The sequence below is a fragment of the Xanthomonas hortorum pv. cynarae genome (genome assembly GCF_002939985.1).
Classification (GTDB): Bacteria; Pseudomonadota; Gammaproteobacteria; order Xanthomonadales; family Xanthomonadaceae; genus Xanthomonas; species Xanthomonas hortorum_D.
Genome location: NZ_MDFM01000018.1, coordinates 1 through 19,044, shown reverse-complemented (window position 1 = coordinate 19,044; position 19,044 = coordinate 1). Strand labels below are relative to the sequence as shown.

Below are 19,044 nucleotides of genomic sequence, written 5' to 3'. Positions count from 1 at the left end.
GCGCCACGCTCCGACAACCGTTTAACGCCTCACGCGTTGACTTGACCATACTGGGCCGGTTGCAGGCCGTTGCGATGGAGAACTGCATGTTCGAGCGCGTTGCACAGGCACGGTGGGTCACTGCACTTTCCGTCCGGACACCTCGACAGCGCAGATGGCGCGTGCCGTTGCTGTTGGCGGGCTGCGTCGTCGTGCTGTCGTGCAGTGCCGCCGAAGCGCCATTGACGCCAGCACAGACACGCTGGTTGCAGCGTGCCACCTACGGCGTGGATGCCGATAGCGCGGCGCAGCTGCAGCGGCTCGGCCCCAAGCGCTACGGCGCACTGCTGTTGCAAGCCAGCGACGATGCCGCATTGCCAGCGCCGCTCCGTGCACAACTGCAGCAGTTCGATGCGCTGCACACGCCATTGGTGACCTTGCTGACGCAATACGAGGCCGACAAGATCCGTCTGCAAACGCTGCCCGATGGCGATGAGAAGGCTGCCTTGCGCAAGGCCTGGCAGGCGCGTGGCGGTCAGATGCTGACCCAGGCGCGTCAGGCGCAATTGCTGCGTGCGGTGTATGCGCCGGCGCAGCTGCGCGAGCAGTTGGTGTGGTTCTGGCTCAATCACTTCAGCGTGTATGCCGACAAGGGGCGCGTGAAATGGATGGCGGCCGACTACATGGAAAACGCGATTCGTCCGCACGCCACCGGCAAGTTCGCCGACCTGGTGATGGCGACGCTGGAAAGCCCGGCGATGCTGGAATATCTGGATAACGCCAAGAATGCCAAAGGCAAGGTCAACGAAAACTACGCGCGCGAATTGATGGAGTTGCACACGTTGGGCGTGCATGGCGGCTACAGCCAGCAGGATGTGCAGCAACTGGCGCTGATACTGACCGGCGCCGGTCTGGTACCGATCAAGGCCGAAGGCGCGCCGCCAGTACCAACCGCTGCAACAACGGGGCAGGCGCAGGTCGTGCGCAAGGGCCTGTTCGAATTCAATCCTGCGCGCCATCAACCCGGCGACAAGACCTTGCTGGGCCAGCGCATCGCCGCTGGCGGTCTGGATGAGATCGAACGTGCAGTGCAGCTGTTGGTACGGCAACCGGCGTGCGCGCAGTTTGTGTCGCAGCGCTTGGCCGAGTATTTCGTCAGCGACAAGCCACCGTCCGCACTGGTCGCGCGCATGGCAAAGACCTTCCAACGCAGTGATGGCGATATCGCCAAGGTGATGCAGGCCATGCTGGACGCGCCGGAATTTGCGCAGGCGCAGCCGCGCAAGTTCAAGGATCCGAATCGGTTTGTGGTCTCGGCGATGCGGCTGGCGTACGAAGATCAACCGGTGGTCAACGCCGCGCCGATGGTGAGCTGGGTGCAGCAACTCGGCGAGCCGGTGTTCGGGCGCATCACACCCGATGGATGGTCGCTGCAATCGCAGGCGTGGACCAGCTCCGGGCAACTGGCGCGACGCTTCGAAGTGGCGCGTTCGCTGGGCGCAGGACCCAAGCAACTGTTTCGCTTCGATGGCGATAACGACACGCCAATTCCTGTGCTGACGCAGATCGATACGCGTCCATCGTATCGCTGGGTTGCACCGTCGCTTTCCAGCGGCACGCATGAGGCGTTGGGCCAGGCGCGTTCGCCGGCGGAGTGGAACGGGTTTTTGCTGTCATCGCCGGACTTCAACTATCGCTGATCTAGCGGCCGCTGATTCAACGACTGCTGATTCAACAATCGCCGAACGGTTATCGCCGCAGGAGTGCACCATGCAACGACGTCAATTTCTGCTTGCCTCTGCAGCGGCCGCGAGTCTGCCGTGGTCCGGTCGTCTGTTTGCCGCGCCACGCGACAGTGCGCGCATGCTGGTGGTGTTTCTGCGTGGCGGCTACGACAGCAATAATCTGCTGGTACCGCATGCCAGCGATTTTTATTATCAGGCGCGCCCGACTCTGGCGATTGCGCGGCCGGATGCTGCCAATCCAAAGAGCGCTATTGCCTTGGATACGCAATGGGGTCTCAACCCGGTGATGCGCGATGCGCTGTTGCCGCTCTGGCAACGCAAGCAGCTGGCCTTCGTGCCGTTTGCCGGCACCGACGATCTGTCGCGTAGCCACTTCGAAACCCAGGACGATATCGAATCCGGCCAGGCCGGCAGGCAGCGCCGCGATTATCGGTCCGGTTTCATGGCGCGCTTGTCGGGCGTGCTCAGCGGGGTGCCGGCGATTGCGTTTACCGATTCGCTACCGCTGACGTTTCAAGGCGGCGGCGAATTGCCCAATGTGTCGTTGCGTGGGATCGGCAAAGGCGGTCTGGATGTGCGGCAGGCGCAGATCCTGTCGCAGATGTACGACGCAACGCCGCTTGCGGCAGCCGCGCGCGAGGGCCTGGCATTGCGTCAGCAGGTGACCACGCAGCTGCGCGAAGAGATGGAGCAGGCCGGCCGCGGCGCTGCCAGTGCGCGCACCTTCGCCGACGAAACCCGGCGCATGGCGAGCCTGATGCGCGACCAGTACCGGCTGGGATTCGTCGATGTCGGCGGCTGGGATACGCATGCCAACCAGGGCAGTATCGAAGGTGGGTTGGCGAACAATCTGCGCAATCTCGGCGAAGGGCTGGCGGCATACGCCGATGCCTTAGGGCCGGCATGGAAGGACACCGTGGTGGTGGTGCTCTCCGAGTTTGGTCGCACCTTTCGTGAGAACGGCAGCAAGGGTACCGATCACGGGCACGGCACGACGTATTGGGTGCTGGGTGGCGGCGTGCAGGGGGGGCGTATCGCTGGCGAACAGGTCGCGGTCGAACAAACGCAGCTGCTGCAGAATCGCGATTACCCGGTGCTTACCAATTACCGCAGTCTGTTCGGCGGTCTATTGAGTCGATTGTGGGGGCTGTCGCCAGCGCAGTTGGAGCGGGTGTTTCCCGGTGCCAGGCCGCGCGATCTTGGGCTGGTGTGAGTGCATTGCAGCGTGCTGTTGAAATCAGCAGTGTCGAGCGGGCATTTGGACGACATTGCGCAGCGGTGTTTTCAATTCGGCCAAGCGTGTGCGAGCAACGCGCGCGAAGCGGTTGCATGACAACCATCGCAAGCAACGCGTTGGTGCCACCACACCCTCAGCGCTGCGCTGAAGAAGCAAACGGCGAGGGCCCGTAAAAACGCGTCAACTGCGCGGCGACATCCGGCATGACGCGCGCGATCACTTGCGGCGCCGAGAAGTGATATTCGCTCACGACCGCGAAGAATTCTTCCGGTGCTTCGGCGGCATACGGATCGATTTCGGTGTCTTCGCCTGCATCCACGCGTTGGCGAAACGCATCGAAGGCCTGCTGGAAATCGCGTGCCCAGGCGCGCTGTGCATCGCGCGGCAGTGGCGGTGTGCCGTCGAGGGCGCCATCGAGTGCATCGAGCTTGTGCGCCATCTCGTGCACGATCACGTTGAAGCCGGCCTGCGGGTCGTCCAGGTCGGCTTGCACGTCGGCCCAGCTGACGATCAGCGGGCCTTGCTCCCAGGATTCGCCGATCAGGGTGTCGTCCCAGGCATGCAGCACCCCTGCCGCATCCACATGCGTGCGCTGCACGCGGAACGCGTCCGGGTAGACGATCAGTTGCGACCAGCCGCGCCAGCCCACTGCACCGATTTCCAGCAGCGGCAGGCAGCAGGTGGCCGCCAGCTGTACATAATCGTGCGCATGCAGTTGCAACCCATCGACCGGGGAAATGGTTTTTTGCTGCAGGAATTGTGCGGCCAGGGTGCGCAGGCGGTGCTGGCGGGGCGGATCGAGCGCGGCGACCCAGGCGCAGCCGCTGCAGACCGGCAGCCATAACGCATCAGGAATGTCGATGGGCGGCCGGCGCAGCCAGCGCGACAACCACTGGATCAGCGGAACATGCCTGGCAGAAAACTGTGCCAGCGCGGCATCGTGCGCATGCGTGGGAACAGCGCGTCGCCATCGCTACCGCCGCCGCCGGTGGCCGGGGTGGGCTTGTGCGCGGGAGCGCGTGCCGGTGCAGCGGCCTCGCCATTGGGCGTCCTGCCGCGCGCAGCCGAATTGATGCTGACGCAGCTCTCATGGTCGCCATCGACCAGTTGGTCCGATGCCAGCACGGCAAGCGGAGCCAATAACAGGAGCAGGCAAACCGTGATTCGGCGCATCGTCCACATCCAGGGCAAGCGGCGTGAGTTGGCGATCATAACGCGCTTTTCACTCCCTCACGCAAGCCGTGCTGGGCGCCCGGGTGGGCTTGGCGCATACTTTCACGGATCGATTTGGGGACCTTGCCGTGGATGACCGCGCGTTGCTGGCCAAACTTGCGAGCGGCCGGCTATCCGGCGATGCGCTGGCGCGCGATGCCGGGTTGACCCGTGCGGCAGTGTGGAAGCGCATTCAAAATTTGCGCGCAGCCGGGGTCGACATCGAGGGGCGGGCTGGCGACGGCTACCGGCTGGCCGCGCCGCTGGATCTGCTGGAGGCTGCGCGGATTCGTGCGGCCATATCGAGCGATGCGCTGGCGGGCCTGGCTGCACTCGATGTCGCGTGGACGCTGGAATCCACCAACACCAGCTTGCTGGCGCGTGCGGCGCCCGAGCAGGGAGTGGCGGTGCTGCTGGCCGAGCGTCAGACCGGTGGGCGCGGCCGTCGCGGCCGGCAATGGACCTCGCCGCTGGGTGCGCATATCTATCTGTCGGCCTCGCGCCGTTTCAGCGGTGGGTTGGGCCAGCTGGCCGGGCTGAGCCTGGCGGTGGGTGTGGCGGTGGCCGAAGCCTTGCGCGGTTGCGGGTTTGCCGATGTCGGGCTGAAGTGGCCCAACGATCTGCTGGCGCGCGAGCGCAAGCTGGGCGGCCTGTTGATCGAAGGCGGCGGCGAAATGGCCGGCAATGCGCGTGCGGTGATCGGGCTGGGCTTGAATGTGCACATGCCGGCCGCGGCGGCTGCTGCGATCGACCAGCCATGGGTGGATCTGGATACGCTTGCGGGCCGTGCGGTCTCGCGCGATACCGTGGTGGCGGCGGTGTTGTCCGGGCTGCTGCCGGCGCTGGATCTGTTCGAGGCGCAGGGGCTGGCCCCGTTCCTGAGTCGCTATGCGGCCTTGGACGTGTTGTGTGGCCGCGCGGTACAGGTCGAAGAAGCTGGCACCCGGCATCACGGCGTTGCGCTCGGTCTGGCTGCCGACGGCGCGTTGCGGGTGCAATTGGGCGAGACGGTGCGCCTGTTCCACTCCGGAGAAGTGAGCGTGAGACCTGCATGAGCGAGTGGTTGTTCGATCTGGGAAATTCGCGGTTCAAGTACGCCCTGCTACAGGGAGATCGCGCCGGCGATGTGCAGGCGTGGCCGCACGGCGCCGAGGCGATGGATGCGGCCGCACTGTCGGCGCTGCCGACCGGGCGCATCGCGCATGTGGCCAGCGTTGCTGCGCCGGCGTTGACGCAGCGCATGCTCGCCTGCCTGCACGAGCGCTTCGAGCAGGTGCGGATCGTGCGCACCGCGGCCGAATGCGCCGGCATCCGGATTGCATATGCGGACCCGAGCCGCTTCGGCGTGGATCGCTTTCTGGCGCTGCTCGGCGCACGTGGCGAGGCACCGGTGCTGGTGGCCGGCGTGGGCACTGCGCTGACCATCGATCTGCTTGGGGCCGATGGGCAGCATCATGGCGGGCGCATCGCCGCCTCGCCGACCACCATGCGCGAAGCGCTGCATGCCCGCGCGGTGCAATTGCCGGCCAGCGGCGGCAATTATGCGGAGCTGGCCAACGACACCGACGATGCACTGGCGTCTGGTTGCGATGGTGCGGCGGTGGCGCTGATCGAGCGCAGCCTGCAGCACGCGCAACGCAGTTTGGGCGTACCGGTGCGCTTGCTGGCGCACGGTGGTGGCGCGCCACCGTTGCTGCCGTTATTGCCCGATGCCACGTTTCGCGCTGCGCTGGTGCTGGATGGGTTGGCGATTTGGGCGAGGTCTGCGCCTACGCCTTGAGGGCGGTGATCGAACGACGCGCAGCCGCCAGGCGGGCGGCCGGTGCTCGGCATCGGGATGTCGCGCTCGTACACTGGGGTCACTGGCTGCCTGCCGCTCTCGCCGAGTCGTCGAGCGCTCGCCAGCGGTTATCGGCCACTCGTAGAATCCACTGCATGTATGTACGCGCGCTCATCGTTGTCTTGATCGTCCTCAATGCCGGCGTGGCGTTGTGGTGGGCCCTGCAGCCGGCACCGGCCGCGTTGGCCGCTCCGGCGCAGCCGGCAGGTGTGGCACGGTTGGAGGTGTTGCCGAACATCGCAACAGGCGCGGCGGCTGCGATATCGGGAGAGGCAGCAACAGCAGCTCCAGACGCTGCGCCGGCAGCAACATCGGTTGCACCGGCACCGGCACCGGCACCGGCAGCAGTACCGGCAGCAGTACCGGCTCAGACATCACCAGCTCAGACATCAACGGAACAAGCGGCGGCGGCCGCTTCGACAGCTGCGGCTACCACCGCAGGGGCTGAAACATCGCCAGTACCGTCCGAGATTCCGGCCACAATCAAGGTCGCTCCGAAACCGGCCGAGATTGCTTTGGCGGCTGCACCAAAGACATCGCCAACGGTGCCGACTCCCGCACCCGCGCCCGCACCAGAGCGCTGCGCCAGCCTGGGCCCCTATCCGGCACGCGCCGACGCCGATGCAGCGCTGGCACGCATTCGTGGTCAAGCCACGCGCAGCAGCGTGCGCGAAGACAAGGATGCCGGGGTCAGTACGTTCCGGGTGATGCTGCCCAGCGTGGGCGATCGCGCCGCGGCGCAGGCGTTGGTCAAGCGCATCGCTGCGGCTGGCATCGGCGACTATTACGTGATTGCGCAAGGCGAGGACAACTCCGTCGCGCTGGGCCAATACCAGAGCCGCGAGCGCGCCGAGCGGCGTCAGGCGAGCCTGGTGAGTGCGGGGTTTCCCGCGCAGCTGATGCCCAGCGGCACCGGGCAATCGCGCTGGTGGATCGATGTGCGTAGTGCCTCGGCACCCACTGCGTTGCAGGGCGCCGCGGGTGCAACGCGTCAACGATCGCTAGATTGCTCCGCGCTGCGCTAGAATGCGCACCGGCGCGCAATGCGCTTGGCCTTTGCCGGCATAGCTCAGTTGGTAGAGCAACCGCCTTGTAAGCGGTAGGTCCCCAGTTCGAATCCGGGTGCCGGCACCATCTTCGATCCACAAGTTTGTGCACACACCTGTTCTGGCCGTGCCGTCGTTTGGGTGCGTTTTCTGCGCCTGCAATTACCACTGCAGCCGATTGCCACGCACGGTGGGTGTGCGGGCCAACGCGACATCCTCTATCGGAATATTGATTCCTTTATGAGGCGAAGCGCTTTGTGAAGGAGCGGTTTCATCGGGAATTGTGGTTGGCCGTACCCTCACCCTAACCCCTGTCCCGCAGGGAGAGGGGCTTTAGATAAGTTGCGCGTTGCGCGCAAATCGTATTGCGCAGTTTGTTGTTGCCTGCGCATCAGCGCGCGGAGCAAATCAGGCCGGGCGACCGGCCGATAGCAGTCCAAGGACGGCCCTTTCTGCGTCGGTGTGCGCGGCGTCGTCGCTCAGCCGTTCGGCCAGTGCGGCAACGACGATAGCGTGGGCTTGGCGTAGCACGCTGTCTGCATCTGCGCTGGCATCCACCACGTGTTTGCCTGGCAATTGCAGGGTATTGAAGATGGCGCGGCAGCGTTCCAGGTTGTCCTGGGTTTCGAAGTGATTGGGGGCGTCGCCGCGGGCGCGGATGCGGGCCAAACCGGTGGGCGGTGGCAGGTCGAGCAGCAGCAGCACGTCCGGGCGCGGTGCGAAGGCGTTGCGTTCCAGCAGCGCGTCCAGCGGCAGGCCGGCGGCGCCCTGGTAGGCAACCATCGACGGAAAGTAGCGGTCCAGGATCACGATCTCGCCACGCGCCAATGCGGGCGCGATGAGGGTGTCCACATGTTCGTGGCGGTCGCGGATCAGCAGCTCGGCTTCTTCGTCCGCGCTCAGGCGGCCGGTGGCGGCGGACTGACGCAACTTGGTGCCCCAGGGGCCGTTGGTCGGCTCCTTGCTCAATACGACGTGGGCGCCGGCCGCTTCCAGGGTGGTGGCCAGGCTGCGGGCGAGGGTGGTCTTGCCGGCGCCGTCGATGCCTTCGATCACGATCAACAAGCCGCCGGGCTTCAGTTCGATTGTCATCGCGCTACTTTATCCGATCGTGGCGATAGGTCAGTACTGCGGCAGCGTCTTTGCGGCGCGCTGCAGTTGTCGATTCTGGCGGGTCAGGTTGCCGCCGCGGGCAGTGACGCTGCCGTGCGCCGAAGCGCGCGTCGAGATTGCTTGATGTCTGCCTGTTCGACGAGTTGCCGTGCAACAGCAGCAGCAAGACAGTCGCTAGCTACTGGCTACGCGGTGTGCGGTCACCACAGATGGTTGCGCCACTTGGCAGCCAGGCACCCAACTACGCGCGTAAGCCGCATGGTGCCGCGACGGCTTGGCTGCCCATCGCCACCGCTATTGCCGACGCGATATCACGGGTATGTCCTGCGCGATGTCGGGAACGTCCCGATGTCCTGGCTTTTGATCGCGCGCCATACTGAACAAGTCAGGCAAAGCGCTCAAATGTATGACGTTCGCGTCGCGTGTCTGGCATCAAGGAAGATGGACGCGTCGCCGCCACCCTAGAGGCGGCATCCCCCGCGTGACGCCCTTTCAGGCACCGTCGTGACCGGATTCCTTGTTTTGCCTTGCGTGTCGATCACGCAGGTACGCGCGCCAGGCGCTGCCGATCAGCTGTGCGCCGAGGTGTAGCGATAGGACAGCAGCGATTTCACCAGGAAGGTGATCTGGGTGGCCGAGCGCGCATCCACGCGCATGACCGGGATGCGGAAGCCTTCGGCCACCAGTGCATCGCGGAAGGGCGGCAGCAGAAAATCCTCCATTTCGTCGGTCATGGTGATGCCGACTGCCAGGCTGGCCTCGGGTGCGATCTGCGAAAACTCGCGCAGCAAGTCCAGCGTGCTCTCACGCATCTGCGGATCGCGCGCGCTGGTCAGCACGATCACACCCAGTGCGCCGTCGCAAACCAGTGGCCACATGAAATCCAGGTATTTCTGGCCCGGCACGCCGTACACGTGCAGCAACTCGCCGTCTTCCAGCTCGATCGAGCTGTAGTCCAGTGCGACCGTGGTGTAGGTCTTGTCGCCGTAGGCATCCTGGCTGAGCGGCATCTCGGTGCTGACCGGCTCCACGTCGGAAATGGCGCGCACTGCCGTGGTCTTGCCGGCGCCCATGCCGCCAACGAACACCAGTTTGTTGGCCGGAAGACTCATGACTGCGCCTGAAAGAGAGAGAGGCCGAACCGACGTGCGACCCAGGAGAAGAACCGGGAGTTGCTGCTGTCCGGACGAGTCTGCGTTGCAGGCACGGCAATCTCCGCAGTCTGGGCAAGGCCACTGGCAAGTGCAGCGGCGAACAGGCATTCCACCGTTTGCAGCGGCAGCTTGCAAGCATTGGCCAGCGCCTGCGCGCGCCACGGGCGCGCATGCAGATGCGCGATGGCGAGCAACTGTGCGGGCGAGCTGGTTTCGGCGCTCAGTTCCGGCCATTGCCGCAGCTGCAGCGCATGGCTGGGCTCCACCGCCGGCAGCGCGGGACGCAAGTGGTCGGGCAGGGCGAAATACAGCGCTTCGAACGAGATGCGCTGCGTCAGCGCGGCATCGGTTGTGTCAGGTGCGATCTGCCAACCGGGGCGATCCAGTGCCGCCACCAGGTCGGACAACGCCAGGCCGGGCGCAAGTTGCACGCAGGCATTGGCCGGATCTACACGGACGTGCAGCTGCGCGTGGCGTAGCAGCACTGCAGCGTTGCCGAATTCACCGCGGCAATGGCGGATCAGCAGTGCCGGTTCGGCGATCTGCACGTTATGCGGCGAGGACAGCAGCAGGCGCAGGTGTTCGTTGAGTTCGCGCACGGTGGCGCCGTGCTTGATCCATGCGCCGGCGACCGGTGTCCGCGACACCACCAGCACGCGCATCGGCTGGCCTTGCAGCGCCTGCCATGCGGCCAGGCCGTCGGCGCTTTCCAGACCCAGTACCACCACGTCGGCCGCGTGTTGCGGCCATTGCCCCAATTGCACGTCGACACGCTCGGCCAGCAGCAGCGAGCACGCCAGTTTCAGGCGCGTGGTGTGCAGCAGGTCCAGGCCGGCCGTAGCGACCCGCAGGGCGTGAATGGGTATGGTCATGACATGGCGCCGCATCGGCGCGTTGGAGTGCGACGCCTGCCGGTGCAGACCGGCAGGCCGGACAGGCGACGCATGCGCCGCCAGGTTGGCATCAACCGAAGTCGAGGGTCTTTTCGAACGCCTTGAGCTCGTGACGGGCCATGGCCAGATTGGCCTTCGCGCGGTCCAGCACGACGTACAAGAACAGCGTGCCGTTGCTCTCCAGCGGACGCAGCAGGTGGTACTGGCGGGCCAGGGTGATCAGGATGTCTTCGATGGTGTCGTTTAGACCGAGCTGCTCGGCGATGCGACGCTTGGCGCGCACCACTTCGGTATTGCCGGCGGCGGCCAGTTCCAGGTTGAGATCGGTGCCGCCGGTCATGCCCAGTGCCATGCCGCTGTCGCTATCGACCAGCGCGGCACCGACGAAGCCGGCGATTGAATGCAGGTGTTCCAGATTGAGTTGTGCCACGGGACGTCCTTACAAGCGGTGAGTAATGGGTGCGCGAAAGGCAAGCACGAACAATGCCAAGCCTCAGGTCGCCGGTTGCGCCATGGCCTTGGCCAGACGGCCGGCGCAGTCGCGTGCGTTGAACAACAGTGCGGCGGCATTGAGCTGTGGGCCGCCAATTGCCGTGAGTGTCAGCGGTTTGTCGGCGCGAATGCGGATCAGCACCAGCTGGCCGCCACGGGTGCTGACGGTGGCGTAATCGGCCTCGCTCAGACTGGATTCGCGCGCCAGGGTCTCGCCCAGGGTCAGAAACGAATTGGCCATCGCCGCCAGACGGCGACCGTCCACATCCAGACTGGATTGCTCGGTAATGGCGCGCCCGTCGGCGGTGGACAGCATCAGCAAACGGATGCCCGGCTCACGCTCGATGGTCTGCGCGAACTCGCGGCCGATGCGCTGCAGATCGTACTGATGCGACGCCCGCGCGACCTCGCCCACGGCAGCCTTGACGACCTGGTTGACGGCGTTATGCGGCATGAACTTCTCCCCTGTACAAAACGCGCTGCGCGATGAAAAAACCTGTCGATGGCACTGATGACCCGCGCTGGCGGGCAGACAGTGACATCGGCATCTCCAGCCATGGTCTAACTGTGCGGGCAGGCAGGCGCATTCCGCAAAGCACAGATGCGCCACAAAGTGCCCAACCACGTCACGTGAAGCAGCAATCAACCTCTCGACGCAGCTGACAAGCGAACGCGGCTGGTGGTCGGTAATGCTCCGGCCGAGCTGGATCACGCTGACACCGCAGCCTTTGCGCATGCCATCCGCATCTGCCCGACGCTTGCCCGCTACGGTGTATCGGCCGCTGTTCGGATTGCTGCAGTGGCAGATGCGATTGCGTGATTGGTGACGCAGGCCGGGCGCTGTGCTGCGCTGCCGCGCGTCAGTGCGCAAGCCGGCGACTAGACTTCAGCGCTTTCTCGATGCTGGAGCAATGCATGGCGACGCAGTACCTGCCGGTTTCCCTGATTGGCGTTCCCACCGACATCGGCGCCGGCCACCGTGGCGCGCGGATGGGGCCTGAGGCGCTGCGCATCGCCGGCTTGCAGGAGGCCTTGATCGGCCGCGGGGTGGAGGTGCGCGACCTGGGCAATCTGGATGGCCCGCGCAATCCCTGGCTGGCCCCGCAGGCCGGCTACCGGCATCTGGACGAAGTAGTGGCCTGGAACCAGGCGCTGATGGACGCCAGCTACGCTGAACTATGCGCCGGGCGCATGCCGATCATGCTCGGCGGCGACCACTGCCTGGGCATCGGTTCGATCACGGCGGTGGCCAAGTACTGCCGCGAACAGGGGCGCCCGCTACGGGTGCTGTGGCTGGATGCGCATTCGGATTTCAATACCAGCGAGGTGACGCCATCGGGCAACGTGCACGGCATGCCGGTGGCCTGCCTGTGCGGGCTGGGCCCGCAGGCGCTGACCCATCTGGGCGGCAGCGCGCCGGCCCTGCTGCCCGAGCAGGTGCGGCAGATCGGCATCCGCTCGGTGGACCCGGAGGAGAAACGCCTGATCAAGCAGCACCGCATCGATGTCTACGACATGCGCTACATCGACGAGGCCGGCATGAAGCGCACCATGGAGACCGCCTTGCAGGGCATGAGCGCGGACACCCATTTACACGTGAGCTTCGATGTGGACTTCCTCGACCCCAGCATCGCGCCGGGCGTTGGCACCACCGTGCCCGGTGGTCCCAACTACCGCGAGGCGCAGCTGGTGATGGAGATGATTGCCGACACCGGGCGTATGGGGTCGCTGGACATCGTCGAACTCAATCCGGTGCTGGACAACCGCAACGCGACCGCCGAGCTGGCGGTGGATCTGGTGGAGAGCCTGTTCGGCAAGTCCACGCTGATGCGAGATTGATCGATTGCTGAACGCGGCGCGCCACGTTCACATCAAATCCACGGCCACGCAGTCAGATTTGGCGCCAAGCGCGGTGCGTTGGCACCGAATGCAGAACTGAGGAAGACCGATGAAGCGACTGCTGACACTGATGGTGCTAGGCCTGTTTTCGGCTGGCGTGATGACTGGCTGCAACACCATGGCCGGCGCCGGCAAGGACATGCAGGGCGCAGGTGAGAAGGTCGAAAAGAAGACCGATAATTGCAGCGACGGCAAGTGCTGATTCCAGGTTTTGTTTGATCTTGTTGTTCGAATTGATTGATCTGCGGCACGTCGCCGTTTACCCACGAAGGAGTTTGTTATGAAGCGTGCAATTATGCTGCTGGTGCTGTCGGTGTTTTCGGTCGGTATGCTGGCGGGTTGCAACACCGTCGCAGGTGCTGGCAAGGACGTGCAGGGCGCTGGCGAGAAAGTGGAAGACGCTGCGCGCAAGTGATCTAGCGCTGCATGCTTAAAAAACGGGCCGCACGGCCCGTTTTTTTTCGCCTATGTTTGCGGGAACTGCTGCGTTCGACGCGCCAGTTCTGCGTGTATCGACATGCGCCGCGTGCACCGCAAGCGTAAGCGACCGTTCAGTGCGGTGAGTCTGGGTTTGACAGCTTTTGATCTGCAGCGAACGCGTCCATCGGCAACCTGACGCCACGGTCAATCGCGGCCGCATCAAGCGGAGTCAACGCATGAACACTGACATCATTTCCGGTAAGTGGACCCAACTCAAAGGCAAGGCGCAGGCCAAGTGGGGCGACCTGACCGACGACGATTTCAAGATCGCCGAAGGCAACGCCGAGTATCTGCAGGGCAAGCTTCAGGAGCGCTACGGCTGGGATCGCGATCGCGCCCAGACTGAAGTGCGCGCCTTCGAAAAGTCGCTGCGCGACGACACCTGAGCCATCCGCAAGGGCGCTCATGCGATGAAGTGAGCGACAGCTGCACACGACGGGCCGCCTGATGCGGCCCGTTTTGCGTCTGCGGCCAGGAATAACGCATGCAAAACCGGCGCGTCCATGCCCGGTGCACGGAACCGCTAAACTTGTGCGCTGACTTCCTGGCCTTCATGCAGATGACCACTCGCGTCCTTACCGGCATCACCACCTCCGGCACCCCGCACCTGGGCAATTATGTCGGTGCGATCCGCCCGGCGATCCAGGCCAGCGCCGGCGCCGATGCGGAGAGCTTCTATTTCCTGGCCGACCTGCACAGCTTGATCAAGGCGCAGGACCCGGCGCGGACGCAGCGCTCCACGCTGGAGATCGCCGCCAGCTGGCTGGCCTGCGGCCTGGACCCGGAAACGGTGTGGTTCTATCGCCAGTCCGATGTGCCGGAGACCACCGAGTTGCTATGGCTGCTCACCTGCGTGGCCGGCAAGGGCATCCTCAACCGCGCGCATGCCTACAAGGCGGCGGTGGACAAGAACCGCGCCGAGGGCGAGGACGAGGACGCGGGCGTGAGCGCCGGCTTGTTCATGTACCCGGTGCTGATGGCGGCGGACATCCTGATCTTCAACGCGCACAAGGTGCCGGTGGGACGCGACCAGATCCAGCATATCGAGATGGCGCGCGATTTCGCCCAGCGCTTCAATCATGTGTATGGCCGCGACTTTTTCACCTTGCCCGAGGCGGTGATCGACGAGCAGGTGTCCACGTTGCCAGGCCTGGACGGCCGCAAGATGAGCAAGAGCTACGGCAATACGATTCCGCTGTTCGCCCCACGCGAGGAACTGCGCAAGCTGGTGTTCTCCATCCTCACCGATTCGCGCGCGCCCGGCGAAGCCAAGGACACGCAGGGTTCTGCCCTGTTCCAGTTGTATCAGGCCTTCGCCACGCCGCAGGAAACGGCTGCATTTGCGCAGGCCTTTGCCGATGGCATCGGCTGGGGCGATGCCAAGCAGCAGCTGTTCGAGCGGATCGACCAGGAAATTACGCCGCTGCGCACGCGCTATGAGGCGCTGATGGCCGAGCCGGCGAAGATCGAGGCGATTCTGCGCGCCGGTGGCGCACGTCTGCGCGCGCGCTACGCCACGCCGTTTCTGGCCGAACTGCGCGCTGCGGTGGGTCTGCGCGATCTCTCCAGTCAGGCCGCGACGACGTCCGTGGACGCAGACGAAAAAGTCGCCCCGCCGGTGTTCAAGCAATATCGCGAGAGCGACGGGCAGTTCTACTTCAAGTTGAACGATGGCGCCGGTGCGTTGCTGCTGCAGAGCGATGGCTTCGCCTCGCCGCGCGATGCGGGCCAGTTGATTGCACGCTTGAAACAGGCCGAGCAGGCCAGTGATCTGCAATTGCCGGGCGTGCATGCGCAGGTGAATACAGACGTGATCCTTGCCGCAATGCGTGTGTTGCGCGAGGCCTAACAACACGCATGGAGCCCTGCGCCTACACTGTGGTTTCTCGGGTAGGCGTGGGGTAGGAATGACAGCGACAGCCGATTCCAGCATCCAGACCATCGATACCGGCTTTGGCGGTGTGCAGTTCGATGCGGCGTACCTGATCGTCGAGGCGCAACGTGGCGCCTTTGTCGATTGCGGTACCTCGCTGTCGGTGCCGCACATGCTGGCTGCGTTGCACTCGGCCGGGCTGACGCCTGCGCAGGTGGAGTGGTTGATCCTGACCCATGTGCATCTGGATCACGCCGGTGGCGCGGGTGCCTTGCTGCAGCACCTGCCCAATGCGCGCGTGCTGGTGCATCCGCGCGGCGCGCCGCACATGATCGATCCCACCCGGCTGATTGCCGGTGCCACCGCGGTGTACGGCGAGGCGGAGATGGCGCGCAGTTATGGCGCCATCGTGCCGGTGCCCGCCGAGCGGGTGGTGGAAGCAGCCGATGGGCAGACCGTGATGCTGGGCGAGCGCGCGCTGCGCACGATCGAGACGCCCGGGCACGCGCGGCATCATCTGTGCGTGTGGGATGCACGCAGCCGCAGCTGGTTCACTGGCGACACCTTCGGCTTGTCGTATCGCCAGCTCGATAGCGCACAAGGCGCCTTCATCCTGCCAACCTCTTCACCGGTGCAGTTCGAGCCGGAAGCGATGCTGCACTCGATCGCGCGGCTGATGGAGACCGCGCCGGCCGCGATGTATCTGACCCATTACGGGCGCGTCACATCGCCGGAGCCGTTGGCGCAGGCGTTGATCGAGCAGATCCATGCGATGACCGCCATTGCAGTGAGCTGCGCACAGCGTGCGGACCGCCATCGCTGCATGGTGGCGGCGTTGAGTGAGCTGTATCTGGAGCGCGCCCGCCTGCACGGTTGCCGCCTGGACGATGCGAGCGTGGCGCAGCTGCTGGCCACCGATATCGAACTCAACGCGCAGGGCCTGGCGTGCTGGATGGATCGCACAACGCGGACGAGTTAGCGCGCTTGAAGCGGCTGACAAAATCGCTTGAACGCTGTATCGGTGGCTGCAACGTGTTGGCCGCACTCGCCTTGGTTGACAAGTGAAGTGATGTCGGGGACGGCAGTGACGTTGCTCGCATCGAAAAGAGCCAATCAGACCGCAGCGCAACGCGCACTGCTCGCAACCATGCACCGAAACTTGGCTGGTCGAGGGCGCGATGCCCTCACCGCTCGCGGGACACGCCGCAAGTACGTCCATGTAGGCTCGGTGGCGGCATCCATGCCGCCACACGGTCCCGCAATCGGTGAGGACACCGCACCATAAAGTTGGTCGGTGATTGGGTGAAAGCCTGCCTGTGATCGCGTTGCGTATTGCGTTGCGAAGCTGATCGCCGCGGCGTTATCCGAAAACACACGTCATGCGTTGCTTGCAACCATGCGCACCGACCATCTCGACGGGTCCTTGCCCGCCCACCGTCGCGGGACCTTACGCGGCATGGATGCCGCGTAAGAGCCTACACGGACGTACTTGCGGCGTGTCCCGCGATGGTAGGCGGGCAAGGGCCCTGCAGCAAAGCGGCAGATCAATGGCTCTGCAACTGCTCTATCCGCAGTGTCCAATCACTTCCACGATAAGCGGGATTTCGAACAGCCATGCACACCGACCATCTCGACTGGTCCTTGCCTGCCCACCGTCGCGGGACCTTACGCGGCATGGATGCCGCGTAAGAGCCTACATGGACGTACTTGCGGCGTGTCCTGCGATGGTGGGCGGGCAAGGGCCCTGCAGCAAAGCGGCAGATCAATCGCTCTGCAACTGCTCTATCCGCAGTGTCCAATCACTCCCACGATAAGCGGGATTTCGAATAGCCATGCATACCGACCATCTCGACTGGTCCTTGCCTGCCCACCGTCGCGGGACCTTACGCGGCATGGATGCCGCGTAAGAGCCTACATGGATGTACTTGCGGCGTGTCCTGCGATGGTGGGCGGGCAAGGGCCCTGCAGCCAAGCCGCAGCTCAGCCGCTCTGCCCACGACGCATCCACACCGTAGGAAAAAATGTTGCGCGTGATCTGTTTCATCGGCGTCTGGCGCAATGAGACATTCTCGATAACGCTGCCTGCGCGCTGGCTTCAATGAAAAAACGCCTCCCGCGCTTTAGCAAGGCATGCAGTCCATGCGATCGAATGCATTCTCGTGTCCTAGCGCTCCGGTGTCGGCCGCACGCTTGTAAACTGTGTGTCATCTATCTGTTGCAAGGCCACCCCGTGAATCCGATGCGCATCCTGTTGTTGTCCGCCTGCCTGTTTGTGGGAGGCGTGGCGCAGGCCGCCAACGATCTGCCCGGCGGCGGCATCGATGCCGAGGCGCTGTCGCGGCATGTGCGCCTGCTGGCATCGGATGAATTCGAAGGGCGCGCGCCGGCCAGTGCCGGTGAGCAGCGCACCGTGGATTACCTGGTCGAGCAGTTCAAGACGGCAGGCCTGCAGCCGGGCGGCGAGCAGGGCGGTTGGACCCAGGCAGTACCGTTGGTACGCGCGCAGGTGGATGGCCCGGTGCGCGCCAGCTTGCGTGTCGGCGGCAAGACCCAGACCCTGGTCAATGGCACCGATGTGACCTTGCAAAGTCTGCGTCCGCTGGATGCGGTGGCCTTGAAAAATGCACCGCTGGTGTTCGTCGGCTACGGCATCAGCGCCCCGGAGCGGCAGTGGGACGACTACAAGGGCGTGGACCTGCACGGCAAGATCGCGGTGGTGCTGATCAACGATGCCGACTTCGAAGCACTGCAGCCTGGCGCATTCGATGGCAAGGCGGTCACCTACTACGGCCGCTGGACCTACAAGTACGAAGAAGCTGCGCGCCGCGGCGCTGCCGGTGTGTTGATCGTGCACGAGACCGCGCCGGCCGCGTATGGCTGGGCGACGGTGCAGAGTTCGGGCCTGTCGCCGTTGTTCGATATCGAACGCAGCGATGCCGATGCGAAGGCGCAGCATGTGCCGGTGCGCGGCTGGATGCAGCAGGCGTTGGCGGTGTCGCTGTTCCAGCGCGTCGGGCTGGATTTTGCGCAGGCCAAGCAGCGTGCGCAGCAGCGCGATTTCGCGCCGATCGTGTTGGGCGATGCCAAGCTGTCGGTGGACTTCAAGCTCAAGCGCGAGCGCGTGGTCACCCATAACGTGGTGGCCAAGCTCACCGGCAGCCAGCATCCGGACGAGACGGTGATCTTCTCCGCGCACTGGGATGCCTTCGGTGTGGGCAAGGCCGATGCCGGCGGCGACACCGTGCGTCGTGGCGCAGTGGACAACGCCACCGGCGTGGCCAGCGTGCTGGAACTGGCACGCGTGTTCGCGGCCGGCCCCCAGCCGCAGCGCACGCTGTATTTCATCGCGTTGACAGCGGAAGAAAAGGGCCTGCTTGGCGCCAACTATTACGCCGCGCATCCGCTGGCGCCGTTGGACAAGACCGTGGCCGTGCTCAACATGGAGATGTTCAGCCCGGATGGCCTCACCCGCGATATCGCCTCGTGGGGACGTGGACGCGTCTCGCTGGAAGGCGAGTTGGAACAGGCCGCCAAGGCGCGTGGACGCAGCTATTCGCCGGATCCGAATCTGGAAGCGGGTTTCTTCTACCGCGCCGATCATTTCGCGTTCGCACGCATGGGTGTGCCGGCGATTACTGCAGGCCCCGGTCTGGACATGCTCGAAGGCGGTGTGGCGGCCGGCAAGGCGCTGCGCGATAAATACTTTGCCGAGTGCTATCACCAGCCCTGCGATCGCTGGACCCCGCAGTGGGATGCCAGCGGCCACGCGGCCGACACCACGCTGGTCTACGACGTGGGCGTGGCGCTGGCCAATGGCCGGCAGTGGCCGAGCTGGCAGGACGGCTCGGAGTTCAAGGCGATCCGTGACAAGAGCGATGCAGCGCGCAAGTAAGCGCGCAATGGTGAGGGCATCGCGCCCTCGACCAACGGGTGACATTCGACTGCCCGGCGCTGTGGTCAACGCTCAGGTATTAATGGTTGCCGATGGACCTGCTCTAGAGCGTGTTATGAACTTTGCCCTTGTCACGATAACGTATACGGATGAAGCCTCGTAAGCCATATCCAACCGATATCTCCGACG

General features: G+C 64.7%; 19 protein-coding genes and 1 tRNA gene. 13 read left to right on the top strand and 7 right to left on the bottom strand.

The features are described from left to right. Nucleotides 1-86 precede the first annotated feature (86 nt). Nucleotides 87-1,679: a DUF1800 domain-containing protein gene (locus XcyCFBP4188_RS13370; RefSeq protein WP_043910228.1), complete on the top strand. Its 1,593-nt coding sequence runs from the start codon at nt 87-89 to the stop codon at nt 1,677-1,679. A gap of 70 nt (nt 1,680-1,749) precedes the next feature. Then, the gene (locus XcyCFBP4188_RS13365; protein ID WP_043910215.1) at nt 1,750-2,937 is read left to right on the top strand and encodes a DUF1501 domain-containing protein; all 1,188 of its coding nucleotides are present in this window, start codon (nt 1,750-1,752) and stop codon (nt 2,935-2,937) included. Between the two features lie 157 nt (nt 2,938-3,094). On the opposite strand, the gene XcyCFBP4188_RS13360 is transcribed toward XcyCFBP4188_RS13365, so the two are convergent. Then, entirely contained in the window at nt 3,095-3,850 is a 756-nt protein-coding gene (locus XcyCFBP4188_RS13360) for a M90 family metallopeptidase (protein ID WP_104592292.1), read from the bottom strand. A gap of 8 nt (nt 3,851-3,858) precedes the next feature. Beyond that, on the bottom strand, nt 3,859-4,173 hold the full coding sequence (locus XcyCFBP4188_RS13355) for a hypothetical protein (protein WP_006452093.1): 315 nt from the start codon (nt 4,171-4,173) through the stop codon (nt 3,859-3,861). Between the two features lie 44 nt (nt 4,174-4,217). On the opposite strand from XcyCFBP4188_RS13355, the gene birA reads away from it, so the two are divergent. From birA to XcyCFBP4188_RS13335, 4 genes are all read left to right on the top strand, one after another. Beyond that, the gene (gene birA / locus XcyCFBP4188_RS13350) at nt 4,218-5,228 is read left to right on the top strand and encodes a bifunctional biotin--[acetyl-CoA-carboxylase] ligase/biotin operon repressor BirA (protein WP_306345380.1); all 1,011 of its coding nucleotides are present in this window, start codon (nt 4,218-4,220) and stop codon (nt 5,226-5,228) included. Continuing rightward, nucleotides 5,225-5,953 (top strand): type III pantothenate kinase, encoded by a 729-nt coding sequence (locus XcyCFBP4188_RS13345; RefSeq protein ID WP_006452090.1) that lies wholly within the window; start codon nt 5,225-5,227, stop codon nt 5,951-5,953. Before birA ends, XcyCFBP4188_RS13345 begins: the two co-directional genes overlap by 4 nt. A 155-nt stretch (nt 5,954-6,108) precedes the next feature. Next, nucleotides 6,109-7,038 (top strand): SPOR domain-containing protein, encoded by a 930-nt coding sequence (locus XcyCFBP4188_RS13340; RefSeq protein WP_104592291.1) that lies wholly within the window; start codon nt 6,109-6,111, stop codon nt 7,036-7,038. 33 nt (nt 7,039-7,071) lie between these two features. After that, a tRNA-Thr gene (locus XcyCFBP4188_RS13335) sits at nt 7,072-7,147 on the top strand. Between the two features lie 320 nt (nt 7,148-7,467). Here the strand turns inward: XcyCFBP4188_RS13335 and tmk are convergent. The 5 genes from tmk to XcyCFBP4188_RS13310 form a co-directional block, all read right to left on the bottom strand. After that, nucleotides 7,468-8,151 (bottom strand): dTMP kinase, encoded by a 684-nt coding sequence (gene tmk / locus XcyCFBP4188_RS13330; RefSeq protein WP_104592290.1) that lies wholly within the window; start codon nt 8,149-8,151, stop codon nt 7,468-7,470. 590 nt (nt 8,152-8,741) lie between these two features. Next, on the bottom strand, nt 8,742-9,284 hold the full coding sequence (locus XcyCFBP4188_RS13325) for a GTP-binding protein (RefSeq protein ID WP_006452083.1): 543 nt from the start codon (nt 9,282-9,284) through the stop codon (nt 8,742-8,744). Then, on the bottom strand, nt 9,281-10,198 hold the full coding sequence (locus XcyCFBP4188_RS13320; protein WP_043910206.1) for a hypothetical protein: 918 nt from the start codon (nt 10,196-10,198) through the stop codon (nt 9,281-9,283). The genes XcyCFBP4188_RS13325 and XcyCFBP4188_RS13320 overlap by 4 nt, the downstream gene beginning before the upstream one ends. A 91-nt stretch (nt 10,199-10,289) precedes the next feature. Further along, nucleotides 10,290-10,649 carry a roadblock/LC7 domain-containing protein gene (locus tag XcyCFBP4188_RS13315; protein ID WP_006452081.1) on the bottom strand — a complete coding sequence of 120 codons (360 nt, stop codon included), beginning with the start codon at nt 10,647-10,649 and terminating at the stop codon, nt 10,290-10,292. A gap of 63 nt (nt 10,650-10,712) precedes the next feature. Continuing rightward, nucleotides 10,713-11,165, bottom strand: coding sequence for a roadblock/LC7 domain-containing protein (locus XcyCFBP4188_RS13310; protein ID WP_006452080.1), 453 nt, complete (start codon nt 11,163-11,165; stop codon nt 10,713-10,715). 461 nt (nt 11,166-11,626) lie between these two features. Between XcyCFBP4188_RS13310 and rocF the strand changes: the two genes are divergently transcribed. The 7 genes from rocF (at nt 11,627) to XcyCFBP4188_RS13265 (ending at nt 18,855) form a co-directional block, all read left to right on the top strand. Continuing rightward, nucleotides 11,627-12,550 (top strand): arginase, encoded by a 924-nt coding sequence (rocF, locus tag XcyCFBP4188_RS13305; protein WP_046931980.1) that lies wholly within the window; start codon nt 11,627-11,629, stop codon nt 12,548-12,550. 109 nt (nt 12,551-12,659) lie between these two features. Further along, entirely contained in the window at nt 12,660-12,812 is a 153-nt protein-coding gene (locus tag XcyCFBP4188_RS13300) for an entericidin A/B family lipoprotein (protein WP_104592289.1), read from the top strand. A 78-nt stretch (nt 12,813-12,890) separates the two neighbouring features. Beyond that, nucleotides 12,891-13,025, top strand: coding sequence for an entericidin A/B family lipoprotein (locus tag XcyCFBP4188_RS13295; RefSeq protein WP_006451341.1), 135 nt, complete (start codon nt 12,891-12,893; stop codon nt 13,023-13,025). A 241-nt stretch (nt 13,026-13,266) separates the two neighbouring features. Beyond that, complete coding sequence (locus tag XcyCFBP4188_RS13290) at nt 13,267-13,476, top strand: CsbD family protein (protein WP_006451342.1); 210 nt, start codon at nt 13,267-13,269, stop codon at nt 13,474-13,476. A gap of 173 nt (nt 13,477-13,649) precedes the next feature. Continuing rightward, nucleotides 13,650-14,939, top strand: a complete 1,290-nt coding sequence (locus XcyCFBP4188_RS13285) for a tryptophan--tRNA ligase (protein WP_043909456.1) — start codon at nt 13,650-13,652, stop codon at nt 14,937-14,939. A 58-nt stretch (nt 14,940-14,997) separates the two neighbouring features. Next, complete coding sequence (locus XcyCFBP4188_RS13280; RefSeq protein ID WP_006451344.1) at nt 14,998-15,942, top strand: MBL fold metallo-hydrolase; 945 nt, start codon at nt 14,998-15,000, stop codon at nt 15,940-15,942. A 1,260-nt stretch (nt 15,943-17,202) separates the two neighbouring features. Further along, on the top strand, nt 17,203-18,855 hold the full coding sequence (locus tag XcyCFBP4188_RS13265) for a M28 family metallopeptidase (protein WP_006448809.1): 1,653 nt from the start codon (nt 17,203-17,205) through the stop codon (nt 18,853-18,855). Nucleotides 18,856-19,044: the final 189 nt, after the last annotated feature.

What these genes read in the sequence shown, in the direction of transcription:
- XcyCFBP4188_RS13370 (WP_043910228.1), top strand. Translation starts at nt 87, where the DNA reads ATGTTCGAGCGCGTTGCACAGGCACGGTGGGTCACTGCACTTTCCGTC.
- XcyCFBP4188_RS13365 (WP_043910215.1), top strand. Translation starts at nt 1,750, where the DNA reads ATGCAACGACGTCAATTTCTGCTTGCCTCTGCAGCGGCCGCGAGTCTG.
- XcyCFBP4188_RS13355 (WP_006452093.1), bottom strand. Translation starts at nt 4,173, where the DNA reads ATGATCGCCAACTCACGCCGCTTGCCCTGGATGTGGACGATGCGCCGA.
- XcyCFBP4188_RS13345 (WP_006452090.1), top strand. Translation starts at nt 5,225, where the DNA reads ATGAGCGAGTGGTTGTTCGATCTGGGAAATTCGCGGTTCAAGTACGCC.
- XcyCFBP4188_RS13340 (WP_104592291.1), top strand. Translation starts at nt 6,109, where the DNA reads ATGTATGTACGCGCGCTCATCGTTGTCTTGATCGTCCTCAATGCCGGC.
- tmk (WP_104592290.1), bottom strand. Translation starts at nt 8,151, where the DNA reads ATGACAATCGAACTGAAGCCCGGCGGCTTGTTGATCGTGATCGAAGGC.
- XcyCFBP4188_RS13325 (WP_006452083.1), bottom strand. Translation starts at nt 9,284, where the DNA reads ATGAGTCTTCCGGCCAACAAACTGGTGTTCGTTGGCGGCATGGGCGCC.
- XcyCFBP4188_RS13320 (WP_043910206.1), bottom strand. Translation starts at nt 10,198, where the DNA reads ATGACCATACCCATTCACGCCCTGCGGGTCGCTACGGCCGGCCTGGAC.
- XcyCFBP4188_RS13310 (WP_006452080.1), bottom strand. Translation starts at nt 11,165, where the DNA reads ATGCCGCATAACGCCGTCAACCAGGTCGTCAAGGCTGCCGTGGGCGAG.
- rocF (WP_046931980.1), top strand. Translation starts at nt 11,627, where the DNA reads ATGGCGACGCAGTACCTGCCGGTTTCCCTGATTGGCGTTCCCACCGAC.
- XcyCFBP4188_RS13300 (WP_104592289.1), top strand. Translation starts at nt 12,660, where the DNA reads ATGAAGCGACTGCTGACACTGATGGTGCTAGGCCTGTTTTCGGCTGGC.
- XcyCFBP4188_RS13295 (WP_006451341.1), top strand. Translation starts at nt 12,891, where the DNA reads ATGAAGCGTGCAATTATGCTGCTGGTGCTGTCGGTGTTTTCGGTCGGT.
- XcyCFBP4188_RS13290 (WP_006451342.1), top strand. Translation starts at nt 13,267, where the DNA reads ATGAACACTGACATCATTTCCGGTAAGTGGACCCAACTCAAAGGCAAG.
- XcyCFBP4188_RS13285 (WP_043909456.1), top strand. Translation starts at nt 13,650, where the DNA reads ATGACCACTCGCGTCCTTACCGGCATCACCACCTCCGGCACCCCGCAC.
- XcyCFBP4188_RS13280 (WP_006451344.1), top strand. Translation starts at nt 14,998, where the DNA reads ATGACAGCGACAGCCGATTCCAGCATCCAGACCATCGATACCGGCTTT.
- XcyCFBP4188_RS13265 (WP_006448809.1), top strand. Translation starts at nt 17,203, where the DNA reads ATGCGCATCCTGTTGTTGTCCGCCTGCCTGTTTGTGGGAGGCGTGGCG.